We start from the raw sequence: 13,250 nt of genomic DNA, 5'->3' as shown, positions 1-13,250 counted from the left end.
GCAAAAAAGCACATCCGTCTTGGTTTCAAGGCGGATTCTTTTTTTGTTATAGTACAGATTTTGAATAAAAATGTATATTTATGCAAATGGAGGTAATTCTTAGCATGATGAAAGACATGACAACAGGTAACCCGACAAAATTAATCTTTTTATTCGCGATGCCGATGTTGATTGGAAACTTATTTCAGCAATTTTATACGATGATTGATGCCGTTATTGTCGGGAAATTTGTAAGTGTAGATGCCCTTGCTGCTGTTGGGGCGACAAACTCAGTCAATTTTTTTATGATTTCTTTGATTATTGGACTTATGAGCGGTATTTCTGTCGTAGTAGCGCAGTATTTTGGTTTTAAAGATTATGATCGTTTAAAAGATGTAATTGCTACTGCAACGTATGCGGTGGTTTTTTCGGCGGTTATTTTAACTATTGCTGGCGTTTTACTTGCGAAGCCACTTCTTATTTTACTTAGAACACCTGCTAATATTTTGGATGATTCTACTATCTTTTTAACCACTCTTTTTATTGGGATTTTACCGATGAGTCTGTATAACGGGATGGCCGCGATACTTCGAGCTCTTGGAAATTCGATTACACCGCTGATTTTTTTGATTTTATCGTCTTTAATGAATATTGCATTAGATTTTTTATTTGTTGTTTATATGGATATGGGGGTTCGCGGCGCTGCAATTGCAACAGTTTTATCCCAAACAGCTGCAGCAATTGCTGTTATTTACTATGCTTATCGCCACGTGCCTTTTATGCGAATAGAGCGTGCCAAATTCAAGCTATCTACCCCACTACTTAAAGAAATGGTGCGAATTGGGCTTCCTTCTGGTTTACAAGGATCATTTATTTCTATCGGGAATATGGCACTTCAAAGTTTAATTAATGGTTTTGGTTCGTCCGTTGTTGCGGCATATACTGCAGCGAGTCGAATTGATTCACTTACATATCAACCAGGAATTGCCTTTGGAGCTGCCTCCTCGATGTTTGCTGGTCAAAATATCGGTGCTGGAAAAATTGATCGTGTGCGCGAAGGTTTTTGGTCAGGAATTAAAGTAGTTACAGCTATCAGTATTGGAATTACAATTTTAGTTCAACTTTTCGCTCGGCAATTTTTATTACTATTTGTAGATTCTAGCGAGACAGAAGTTATTAATATTGGTGTGAGTTACTTACTTATAGTGTCGCTATTTTACGTCGTTGTAGGGATTTTATTTGTTGTGCGGGAAACTTTGCGTGGTACTGGAGATGCGATGGTACCTTTAGCAATGGGGATTTTCGAGTTAGTTTCAAGGCTTGCTATCGGATTTATTTTATCCCTTTATATTGGTTATGTTGGGCTTTGGTGGGCGACCCCAGTTGCTTGGATTACTGCGACGATGCTCGGAGTATGGCGATATAAATCAGGAGCTTGGCAAAAAAAGGCAGTTATTCGGCGAAAATAACCATTTTAATAAAAAAACGCCACAGAAGCTCATATTTTCTTTTTTTTAATAAATAATATCCCCCCATTAGTTTTGCTAAAAAAAGCTGAAAAACGAATATATGAAAATATTCTTTGTATTATTAGCAAAACTTTAGTAAAATAGAAGGTAGTGATAAAAAAAGATTGGGCGTGAAATTTTTGGCTGAAACAGTAAAGATAAATAGTGAGTTCGTAACGCTTGGTCAACTTTTACAAATGATTGATGTAGTTTCAACTGGAGGAATGGCAAAAGCGTACCTTAGTGAAAATACGATTTACATCAACGGAGAGCAAGATAATCGCCGGGGGAAAAAGCTTCGTAATGGCGATGTTATCTTAGTTCCTGGTGTTGGAAAAGTGAAAATTGAGCAAGGATAATAGCAGATGCATTTAGAAAGCATTGTTTTAAGAAATTTCCGTAATTATGAAAACTTAGAACTAGAATTTTCCCCGTCTGTGAATGTTTTCCTTGGAGAGAATGCACAAGGTAAAACCAACCTTTTGGAAGCTGTGTTGATGCTTGCTCTTGCAAAATCACATCGGACAACCAATGATAAAGATTTTATTATGTGGGAAAAAGAAGAAGCCAAAATGGAAGGGCGAGTAGTGAAGCGCGGGCAAACAGTGCCTCTAGAGCTTGCTATCACCCAAAAAGGCAAGCGAGCTAAGGTCAACCATTTGGAACAAAAGAAATTGAGCCAATATGTTGGTAATTTAAACGTGGTTATTTTTGCCCCAGAAGATTTATCGCTTGTGAAAGGTGCTCCAGGAGTTAGGCGCCGATTTTTAAATATGGAAATCGGACAGATGCAGCCGATTTATTTGCATAATTTAAGTGAATATCAGCGGATTTTGCAGCAACGAAACCAATATTTGAAGATGTTGCAAATGAAACGTAAAGTTGATCCAATGTTGCTTGATATTTTAACAGAGCAATTTGCAGATGTCGCCATTAATTTGACGAAAAGACGAGCTGATTTTATTCAAAAACTAGAGGCATATGCAGCGCCAATTCATCACCAAATTTCACGAGGATTAGAGACACTTAAAATCGAGTATAAAGCTTCTGTCACCCTTAATGGGGACGATCCCGAAGTGTGGAAAGCTGATTTACTTCAAAAAATGGAATCAATCAAACAAAGAGAAATCGACCGTGGTGTCACACTTATTGGGCCACATCGGGATGATTCTCTGTTTTATATTAATGGGCAAAATGTGCAAGATTTTGGTTCACAAGGCCAACAGCGAACAACGGCACTTTCTGTGAAATTAGCGGAAATCGACCTTATCCATGAAGAAACTGGTGAATATCCGGTTCTCTTACTCGATGATGTGCTTAGTGAACTAGATGATTATCGTCAATCGCATTTACTCGGAGCTATTGAAGGAAAAGTACAAACCTTTGTAACAACCACAAGTACGAGCGGGATCGACCATAATACGCTTAAACAAGCAACGACATTTTATGTAGAAAAAGGTACAGTAAAAAAATCCTAATTTAGGTTAATATAATTTGATGAAAAAGAAAGTGCGGTGGAATAATTAATGTCAGAAGAAAATATTACAAATGTACATGAAAGTGCTTCAGATTATAACGAAGATCAAATACAAGTACTAGAAGGCCTAGAAGCAGTAAGAAAAAGACCTGGTATGTACATTGGTTCAACTAGCCAACGTGGACTCCATCACCTTGTATGGGAAATTGTTGATAATGCAATAGATGAGGCCCTTGCTGGTTTCTGTACTGAAATTGAAATTACAATTGAAGCTGATAACAGCATTACTGTTCGCGATAACGGACGTGGAATTCCAACTGGGATTAACGAAAAAATCGGTCGCCCAACAGTAGAAGTAATCTTTACAGTTCTTCATGCCGGTGGTAAATTCGGCGGCGGCGGCTATAAAGTATCAGGCGGACTTCACGGAGTTGGTGCATCGGTAGTTAATGCCCTTTCCACATCTCTTGAAGTATACGTTCACCGTGAAGGACAAAAATATTACCAACGTTTTGAACGCGGCGATGTAGTCATGGATATGGAAGTACAAGGTGAAACAGATTACCGTGGAACTATTGTTCACTTTACGCCAGATCCACAAATTTTCACTGAAACAACAGAATTTGATTTTGACACGCTTCGTACTCGTACGCGCGAACTTGCTTTCTTGAATCGTGGCTTAACTATTTCGATTGAAGACAAGCGTGAAGAGCACAAAGTTCGTAAAGATTTCCACTATGAAGGCGGAATTCGTTCTTACGTGGAGCATTTAAATAAAGCAAAAGACGTTATCCATGAGCCACCAATTTATTTGGAAGGCGAACGCGATGACATTATGGTTGAAATCTCCATGCAATACAATACTGGATTCTCAAGTAATATCATTTCATTTGCAAATAATATTCATACGTATGAAGGCGGAACTCACGAATCTGGATTTAAAACGGCTTTAACGCGGGTTATTAACGACTATGCGCGCCGAAATAAATTATTTAAAGATAGTGATGATAATCTTTCCGGTGAAGATGTTCGTGAAGGTTTAACTGCTATTATTTCCATCAAACACCCAGATCCACAGTTTGAAGGACAAACAAAAACAAAACTTGGAAATTCAGAAGCTCGTTCTATCACGGATAAGCTGTTTTCTGAGGCTTTAAATAAATTTATGATGGAAAACCCAGATGTAGCTAAAAAAATCGTTGAGAAGGGCGTTGTGGCTTCTCGTGCACGTCTGGCTGCTAAGCGCGCCCGTGAAGTTGCTCGTAAAAGCAGTGGTCTAGAAATTTCTAGTTTACCTGGTAAATTAGCTGACTGTTCTTCACGGAACCCTGAAATTAGCGAACTTTACATCGTTGAGGGTGACTCAGCTGGTGGTTCAGCTAAACAAGGTCGTGACCGTTTATTCCAAGCGATTTTGCCGATTCGTGGTAAAATTTTGAACGTGGAAAAAGCTCGTTTAGACCGTATTTTAGCTAACGAAGAAATTCGAACTATTTTTACAGCGATGGGTACTGGTTTTGGTGGAGATTTTGATGTTTCTAAATCTCGTTACCACAAATTAATTATTATGACTGATGCCGACGTTGATGGTGCACATATTCGTACACTACTTCTTACGCTATTTTATCGTTATATGCGTCCTCTGCTTGATGCAGGTTATATTTATATTGCACAACCACCGCTTTATCAAATTAAGCATGGTAAACAAATCGAGTACGTATATAGTGACGGACAATTAGAAGATTATCTAGCAAGCCTTGATGGAGACACTAAATACAGCATTCAACGATATAAAGGTCTTGGAGAAATGAACCCAGAGCAACTTTGGGATACAACCATGAATCCAGAACACCGTACACTACTTCAAGTGAATATCAAAGACGCTATTGATGCCGATGAAACTTTTGAAATGTTGATGGGTGACCGCGTGGAACCTCGTCGTAAATTCATTGAAGACAACGCGCAATACGTTAAAAACTTGGATGTTTAATAAATATTTCCCGGGTAATAATTGGGTTATTAATTGTTTTTAAAAGGTATGAACTAGATTCAGCCTTACTTTTGAAAGGGAGGTTTCTCTAACAATGGCAGAAACACCAAATCAACGAATAACAGAGATAAACTTGAATAAAGAAATGCGGACATCATTCTTAGACTATGCGATGAGTGTAATTGTTGCCCGCGCCCTACCAGATGTTCGTGACGGATTAAAACCAGTTCACCGTCGTATTCTATATGCGATGAATGACCTCGGTATGACTTCTGATAAAGCGTATAAGAAATCAGCACGTATTGTTGGGGAAGTTATTGGTAAGTATCACCCCCACGGCGATACAGCGGTTTATTTTACAATGGTTCGGATGGCGCAAGATTTTAGTTATCGTAATATGCTAGTTGATGGACATGGTAACTTTGGTTCTGTCGATGGTGATATGGCGGCAGCGATGCGTTATACGGAAGCACGTATGTCAAAAATTTCGATGGAACTACTGCGCGATATTAACAAAGACACAATTGATTATGCTGATAACTATGATGGTTCAGAACGTGAGCCAGTTATTTTGCCAGCACGTTTCCCTAACTTACTTGTCAATGGTTCGTCAGGTATTGCGGTTGGTATGGCTACGAATATTCCTACCCATCATCTGGGTGAAGTAATTGACGGCGTTTTAGCCCTTAGTCATGATCCAGAAATTAGTATTCGTGATCTAATGGAACATATTCCAGGACCCGACTTCCCTACTGCTGGGATGATTATGGGTCGTAGCGGAATTCGCCGTGCTTATGAAAGCGGTCGTGGTTCTATTACCGTTCGCGGTCGTGTTGATATTGAAGAAAAGAAAAATGGTAAAGAAACAATCGTTATCACTGAAATTCCTTACCAAGTAAATAAAGCGCGCCTAGTTGAGCGTATTGCCGAACTAGCTCGTGAGAAAAAAATTGACGGAATTACTTCCCTAAACGATGAATCTGATCGTTCCGGAATGCGCATTGTTATTGAAGTTCGTCGTGATATTAGCGCAAGTGTTATCGTGAATAACTTATTCAAAATGACAGCACTTCAAACTACTTTTGGTATTAATATGCTGGCACTTGTCGACAATCATCCAAAAGTACTTAATTTAAAAGAAATCCTTTATCACTATTTAGAACATCAAAAAGTAGTTATTCGTCGCCGTACGGAATTTGAGCTTCGTAAAGCAGAAGCGCGTGCTCATATTTTAGAAGGTTTACGAATTGCGCTTGATAATATTGATGCGATTATTAAATTAATTCGTGGATCAAAAACTTCTGATGTAGCCAAAGAAGGCTTAATGACTCAATTCAACCTTTCTGATAAACAAGCGCAAGCCATTTTAGATATGCGTTTGCAACGTTTAACAGGTTTGGAACGCGAAAAAATTGAAGAAGAATATCAAAACTTAGTGGCATTAATTAACGATTTAAAAGCCATTTTAGCTGATGATGAACGTATTCTTGAAATTATTCGTGAAGAATTAGAAGAAATCAAAGTTAAATATGCGGATAAACGTCGTACTGAAATCTTGGCTGGTGATTTAGTGAGCCTTGAAGATGAAGACTTAATCCCTGAAGAAGAAGTGGCGATTACGCTAACTAAACGTGGCTATATTAAACGTTTACCATTATCAACTTATCGTAGCCAACGTCGTGGTGGTCGTGGTATTCAAGGTATGTCTACTCATGAAGATGATTTCGTAGAGCACCTTGTTGCAACGAGCACGCATGATACGTTACTATTCTTCACTAACACGGGTAAAGTTTACCGTTCAAAAGGTTATGAAGTACCTGAATACGGTCGTACCGCGAAAGGTATTCCAATCATCAACTTACTTGGAATCGAAAGCCAAGAACAAGTGAATGCCGTGATAAATCTATCCGAATTCACTGATGACAGCTACCTATTCTTCACTACTAAACACGGTGTCGTGAAGCGTACCACTCTTTCTCAATTTGCGAAAATCCGTCAAAGTGGTCTTCGTGCTGTAGAACTTCGCGAAAACGATGAACTAATCTCTGTTCAAATGACAGATGGTAGCAAAAACATGATTATCGCAACGAAACATGGCCAATCTATCTACTTCCCAGAAGAAAATATCCGCGTAATGGGCCGTACAGCTGCCGGTGTCCGTGGTATTAGACTTCGTGAAGACGATGAAGTTATCGGTATGGAAGTACTAGAAGACGATGAAAAAGTACTCGTTGTAACAGAAAAAGGATATGGTAAACAAACGCCAGCCTCCCAGTATCCGCTACGTAATCGTGGTGGTATGGGTGTTAAAACCGTTACAATTACTGAGAAAAACGGTAATTTAGTAGCAATGAAAACTGTTACTGGTGAAGAGGACTTAATGTTAATGACCGTGAGTGGCGTATTAATTCGTTTTGAAATCGATACTGTTTCTCAAACTGGTCGTAGCGCAATGGGTGTCAAACTAATTCGCCTTGATGAAGATGAAAAAGTAGCTACTGTTGCAAAAGTGCCAAAAGAAGAAGATGAAGTTGAGCTTGAGGAAGAAATCGACGAAACTTTAATCACGCAAGTTCCTGATGAAAGTTTTGAAGATGCTCCTGGAAGCGACATAGAAGAATAAAACGAAGCTGGAAATGACTCTAATTTATGAATTAGAATGATTTTCCAGCTTTTTTTCAGCATTAAAAAGCGCTTTTTGGCTGTATTTTATGTATAATATCTTTAATACGTCTAAAAAAGAGAAGAGTTGAAAAAATGCGCAAACTGGTCCAATTTCTGTTTATAGCAGTAGTTTTATTTTTAGTGGAATATGTTTTAATCAACCAAGCAGCTATCTTATTCTTAATAACAAGTGGAATCATCCAACTATGCGGGGTTATTATCGCAATTCGGCTACTTCTGTTCGATCAGCGGAATACTAGCTCAAAAGTCGCTTGGATTGCCGTTATTTTCATTTTGCCAGTGCTTGGAACAATTAGTTACCTTGTGTTTGGTAGAAATCCAGCAACTAGAAAATTCAGTACAGCTCAAGTGATGGAAAAAGCTAAATTAATTAATGCGATTCATGCAATTCCAAACAACACCAATGAAAAATTACCAAGGCTTTCTAAAAGAATTGCGCATTTAACGTCCATAGAGCCGATTAAGGGAAATAAAATTGAAATATTAACAAATGGTGAGGAAGCTTTCCCAGTGCTCCTAGACGCGCTTAGAAAGGCTGAAAACCATATTCACATTCAATATTACATTTTTAAAACGGATGCGATTTCTACAGAGATTCGTGATATTTTGGTGGAAAAAGCGAAATCCGGTGTTGAGGTTAGGTTTATGTTTGACGGTCTTGGATCAAGCAAACTGAGTAAAGCCTTTTTAGCTCCTTTGAAAGAAGCTGGAGTTAGTATTCACGCATTTGACCCAATTGCCTCCCCTTGGATTGTAAGAACAGCCAACTTAAGAAATCACCGTAAAATTGTTGTGATTGACGGACAAATTGGCTTTACAGGTGGACTTAACATTGGGGAAGAATATCGCTCTAATACACCAGATTTTCGTGTCTGGCGCGATACACACATGAAAATCACAGGCCAGGCTGTAATCGAACTCCAAGAATCTTTTCTAAATGATTGGATTTATATGGAAAATCAGGCTGGGGCTGCTGATCAATTTATTAGTGAAGCTGGATTACAACAATATTTTTCACCAGTTGATGTAGGTGATGAATGGGCGCAAGTGATATACGGCGGACCATATGATAAAGAAAAATGGGTTCGTGATTCGATGCTTGATTTGATTGATTCCGCTAAAGAATCAGTTTGGATTGTATCGCCCTATTTTGTTCCAGATGAGGAGGCTCTTGCGGTTATTCGCCGGGTTGCAATGAGTGGTGTCGACGTGCGAGTTATTATTCCTGGAAAAGGCGATCGCGGGATTTCATTCCACGGAAGTAATGCTTATGTAAAAACGATGATTGAAGCAGGCGCGAAAATGTATGCTTATGCCGATGACTCTTTTGTTCATGCTAAAGCAATGCTTGTAGATGGAACACGTGCGGCTATTGGAACTGCCAATTTTGACGTGCGAAGTTTTAGATTGAATCATGAATTAATGGTATTCTTATATGATGAAAGTGAGGCTATGCTTCATTTAAAACGTGATTTTAAGAAAGATTTTGAAGATAGCCGACTATTTACGATGAAAGATATGGAAAATAAACCATTATTGACTCGTATAAAAGAAGTTCTTTCCAGTTTACTATCACCAATTTTATAATTTAGGAGTGGAAAAATGAGTGGAGATTTAAAACTTAGACCGCTTGAACGAGAAGATTTAAAATTTGTTCACCGGTTAAATAATGATGCGAAAATTATGTCTTACTGGTTTGAAGAGCCATATGAGGCATTTGTCGAGCTTCAGGAGCTATATGATAAGCACATTCACGACCAATCAGAGCGCCGTTTTATTTTAGAATTAGATGGTCAAATGGTTGGACTAGTTGAGTTAATGGAAATTGATTATATTCACCGGAGAGCGGAATTTCAAATTATTATTGATCCTAAGTTTCAGGGGCATGGTTACGCTGTTTCTGCCACAAAACTCGCGATGAAATATGCTTTTCACGTACTAAACCTGCATAAACTATATTTAGTAGTTGATAAAGTAAATGAAAAAGCAATTCATGTCTATGAAAAAGTTGGTTTTATTCGTGAAGGCGAGCTAATTGATGAATTTTTTGTTGATGGAACATACCACGATGCAATTCGGATGTGTATTTTTCAACATCAATATCAAGAAATGGATATTTAAAAGGTGATTGGCGTGGGAAAAGTTGCGCCAGTCATTGTTTTGGGTCAAAAAAAGTTCTATAATAAGGTTTTAGTGAAAAAATTATGGTATCATGAAGTATTAAAGTTTGTATTATTTTGATGGAGAAAGGATTGGCGTGCATTGGCTACAGGCATTGGGACAGCTAAAATGATATTATGCGGAGAACATGCAGTTGTATACGGAGAACCGGCGATTTCAGTCCCATTTACACAAGCAATAGTAACGACAAATGTAGAAACTTCTACAAAAACCAAATTTTCTTCGGCATTTTTTACAGGTGATTTAGAAAATATGCCTGATTTCTTAGCAGGAATCAAAGCATTAGTAGTAGATGTTTTAAATGAAATTGGTAATGGTGAAAATGTATCTATTCATGTAACTTCAGGCGTTCCGATTGGCCGAGGATTAGGTTCAAGTGCTGCAGTAGCAACAAGTATTGCGCGTGGCTTATATAAATATTTCAATCAAGAATTAGACTCTAAAAAACTATTAGCAATTGTAAATGCAGCGGAAAAAATTGCCCACGGAAATGCTAGTGGAGTTGATGCGATTACAGTCGTGAGTGAAAAGCCCGTATGGTATGAGCGAGATCGAAAACTAGAAATTATGCATTTTCCTAAAAAAATTACTTTTGTAGTAGCAGATACTGGCGTTCCAAGTGAAACCAGAGATGCAGTAAAAGATGTGCAAATTTTATACAAAGAAAATCAAGCTGAAATAGGGAAAATAATCCACCAACTCGGTGATATTTCCCGGGAAATAAAGTTGCATTTAGAAGGCGATGCTGACACTGTGAAGATAGGTGCTGCAATGAATAAAGCTCAATCTTATTTGGAAACTTTGACAGTTAGTGATAGCAGTTTAGAGAAATTAATTAAAGTAGCTAGAAGTAATGGCGCGGACGGGGCGAAACTTACAGGTGGCGGTAGAGGCGGATGTATTATCGCTGTAGCAAAAAATCAAGAAATCGCTAAACAAATAACGACGGCGCTTCATAATGCTGGAGCTGCACAAGAATGGATTTTTACGATTGGAGAAGGTAGTTATGAGAGCGACAGCCATCGCACACACGAATGTGGCGCTAATTAAATACTGGGGAAAACGCGATGAACACTTGATTCTACCTGCAAACAGTAGTTTATCCTTCACGGTAGATAAATTTTATACAAAAACAACGGTAGAATGGGACGGAAACTTAGCCCAGGATACATTTATTCTAAATAATGAACAAAAAACGGATGCAAAAGTAGCTCGTTTTATAGATAAAATGCGTGAAGAATTCGGTATTTCAGCAAAAGCAAAAATCACTTCCGAAAATCACGTTCCAACTGCGGCAGGGCTTGCTTCATCGGCTTCTGCATTTGCAGCTCTTGCACTTGCTGGATCTAGTGCTGCTGGCAGAAAAGACACAAAAGAATACATTTCCAGACTGGCTCGTTTCGGGTCTGGTTCTGCTTCTCGTTCCGTTTTCGGCGATTTTGTCATTTGGGAAAAAGGTGAGCTCGCGGATGGTAGTGATTCATTTGCCGTACCTTTTACCAATAAATTATGTGACAAAATGTCTCTTGTAGTCGCAGTCGTTTCTGATAAAGAAAAGAAAGTTTCTAGTCGGGATGGAATGCGCCTAACTGTTGAAACATCTCCGTTTTTCGAAAAATGGGTTTCTGCTGCTGAAACAGACTTGGAAGAAATGAAACAAGCTATTTTGGAGGAAGATTTCATCAAAGTTGGCGAAATCACAGAACGAAACGGAATGAAAATGCATGCGACAACGCTTGGTGCAGAGCCTCCTTTTACTTATTTTCAACCTTTGTCGCTAGAAATAATGGATGCTGTTAGAGAATTGCGTGAAAACGGCATACCAGCCTATTTCACAATGGATGCTGGTCCAAATGTTAAAGTTATTTGTGAGCGTGAAAATGAAAATATCGTAGCAGATAAGTTGTCAGGTTTGGCTAAAAACGTTCTAATTTGCCACGCTGGTAAGGAAGCGAGTGTTATATCAGATGAAAAATAAACTACAAGTTAAAATACCCGGAAAATTATATGTTGCTGGTGAGTATGCGGTGGTAGAATCCGGTCACACAGCCATTCTAACTGCAGTTAATCGTTATATAACGCTAACTCTTGAAGATAGTGAACGCAATGAATTATGGATTCCACATTATGAAAATCCAGTTTCATGGCCAATTGGCGGAGAACTTAAACCAGACGGGGAACATTGGACATTTACAGCTGAAGCAATTAATATCGCGACAACTTTCCTAAAATCAGAAGGTATAGAACTAACTCCTGTGAAGATGGTCATTGAAACAGAACTAATCGACCAATCTGGCGCAAAGTATGGACTCGGTTCAAGCGCAGCCGCGACGGTTGCTGTAATCAACGCGCTAATGACGAAATTTTATCCAGAAATATCAATGCTTAAAAAATTCAAGCTAGCTGCCCTTTCACATTTAGTTGTGCAAGGTAATGGCTCTTGTGGTGATATTGCTTCTTGTATGTATGGCGGCTGGATTGCTTATACGACGTTTGATCAAGAATGGGTGAAGCATCGTTTAGCTTATAAATCACTCGAATGGTTTATGAAAGAGCCGTGGCCAATGCTTCAAATCGAAACATTAGAAGAACCAGTGCCGACTTTTTCTGTAGGTTGGACGGGCACACCTGTAAGTACCGGAAAACTAGTTTCGCAAATTCATGCTTTTAAACAAGAAGATAGCAAGAATTATCAACATTTTTTAACTAGAAATAACGAGATTATGAAGCAAATAATTCAAGCTTTCCATACAAAAGATGAGGAATTGCTTTATTCATCTATTAAAGAAAATCGTCGCATTCTCCAAGAACTCGGAACAAAAGCTGGCGTAAATATTGAAACCAGCTTATTAAAAGAACTAGCGGACTCAGCCGAAAACATGGGTGGTGCAGGAAAATCATCTGGCTCTGGTGGCGGCGACTGCGGAATAGCTTTCTCGAAAACGAAAGAACTAGCCGAAAAACTTGTCAATGAGTGGGAAAATCTTGGTATTAAACATTTACCTTTCCATACAGGGAGAGTTCAAATTACTGAATAATAGAGATACAACTAAGAAAGCCGAACAACTTTTATGTAAAAGTTGTTCGGCTTTTAGTTTAATCATTTAAAATAAAGTAACAAACTAAATCTTTTATTCAGTCTTATTTTTTTTAGATAAATTATCCGCGTGTATAAAAATACCCATTCCAACAGCTGATATAATGCCAGAGGCTGCACCAGAAATAATATCCATGAAATATAATACGGGTGTAGCGATAATAATTAAAATTCCCAATACCAACTCTATTATTCGAAATGTCCTTCTCATCTTGCCACTCCTTGTGGAATTAAAGTATGCTACAAAACTAATATACCATGAAAAACATCTTTCCATATAAAAATCATATACTTTTTGTTTTGAATTTCACAAACTAGGGAATAGTGAACAGA

Annotated in this window: 11 protein-coding genes; 10 read left to right on the top strand and 1 reads right to left on the bottom strand. The window is 38.3% G+C overall.

Annotation, left to right across the window (positions count from 1 at the left end; all coding sequences use genetic code 11):
• Positions 1-104: 104 nt before the first annotated feature.
• The 10 genes from AC4PG8_RS10820 to AC4PG8_RS10775 all read left to right on the top strand — a co-directional run bounded on the left by AC4PG8_RS10820 (position 105) and on the right by AC4PG8_RS10775 (position 12,858).
• Positions 105-1,448: an MATE family efflux transporter gene (locus tag AC4PG8_RS10820; protein ID WP_492170353.1), complete on the top strand. Its 1,344-nt coding sequence runs from the start codon at positions 105-107 to the stop codon at positions 1,446-1,448.
• Between the two features lie 179 nt (positions 1,449-1,627).
• Entirely contained in the window at positions 1,628-1,846 is a 219-nt protein-coding gene (yaaA, locus tag AC4PG8_RS10815; RefSeq protein WP_010990152.1) for a S4 domain-containing protein YaaA, read from the top strand.
• A 6-nt stretch (positions 1,847-1,852) separates the two neighbouring features.
• Positions 1,853-2,965 carry a DNA replication/repair protein RecF gene (recF, locus tag AC4PG8_RS10810; RefSeq protein ID WP_033533734.1) on the top strand — a complete coding sequence of 371 codons (1,113 nt, stop codon included), beginning with the start codon at positions 1,853-1,855 and terminating at the stop codon, positions 2,963-2,965.
• A gap of 48 nt (positions 2,966-3,013) precedes the next feature.
• Entirely contained in the window at positions 3,014-4,954 is a 1,941-nt protein-coding gene (gene gyrB / locus AC4PG8_RS10805) for a DNA topoisomerase (ATP-hydrolyzing) subunit B (protein WP_003772716.1), read from the top strand.
• Positions 4,955-5,048: 94 nt separating this feature from the next.
• Positions 5,049-7,577, top strand: a complete 2,529-nt coding sequence (gene gyrA / locus AC4PG8_RS10800) for a DNA gyrase subunit A (protein ID WP_003772715.1) — start codon at positions 5,049-5,051, stop codon at positions 7,575-7,577.
• 134 nt (positions 7,578-7,711) lie between these two features.
• Positions 7,712-9,226: a cardiolipin synthase gene (cls, locus tag AC4PG8_RS10795; RefSeq protein ID WP_492170352.1), complete on the top strand. Its 1,515-nt coding sequence runs from the start codon at positions 7,712-7,714 to the stop codon at positions 9,224-9,226.
• A 15-nt stretch (positions 9,227-9,241) separates the two neighbouring features.
• Entirely contained in the window at positions 9,242-9,760 is a 519-nt protein-coding gene (gene speG, locus AC4PG8_RS10790) for a spermidine N1-acetyltransferase (protein ID WP_003725621.1), read from the top strand.
• Between the two features lie 141 nt (positions 9,761-9,901).
• Positions 9,902-10,870: a mevalonate kinase gene (mvk, locus tag AC4PG8_RS10785; RefSeq protein ID WP_052690306.1), complete on the top strand. Its 969-nt coding sequence runs from the start codon at positions 9,902-9,904 to the stop codon at positions 10,868-10,870.
• Positions 10,827-11,798 (top strand): diphosphomevalonate decarboxylase, encoded by a 972-nt coding sequence (gene mvaD / locus AC4PG8_RS10780; RefSeq protein WP_492170351.1) that lies wholly within the window; start codon positions 10,827-10,829, stop codon positions 11,796-11,798. Before mvk ends, mvaD begins: the two co-directional genes overlap by 44 nt.
• Positions 11,788-12,858, top strand: coding sequence for a phosphomevalonate kinase (locus tag AC4PG8_RS10775; protein WP_492170350.1), 1,071 nt, complete (start codon positions 11,788-11,790; stop codon positions 12,856-12,858). Before mvaD ends, AC4PG8_RS10775 begins: the two co-directional genes overlap by 11 nt.
• A 93-nt stretch (positions 12,859-12,951) precedes the next feature.
• On the opposite strand, the gene AC4PG8_RS10770 is transcribed toward AC4PG8_RS10775, so the two are convergent.
• The gene (locus tag AC4PG8_RS10770; RefSeq protein WP_492170349.1) at positions 12,952-13,128 is read right to left on the bottom strand and encodes a hypothetical protein; all 177 of its coding nucleotides are present in this window, start codon (positions 13,126-13,128) and stop codon (positions 12,952-12,954) included.
• Positions 13,129-13,250: the final 122 nt, after the last annotated feature.

Source organism: Listeria sp. MAN/IMW/UF555 (assembly GCF_058684075.1).
This window is presented reverse-complemented; position numbering and strand designations above follow the sequence as displayed.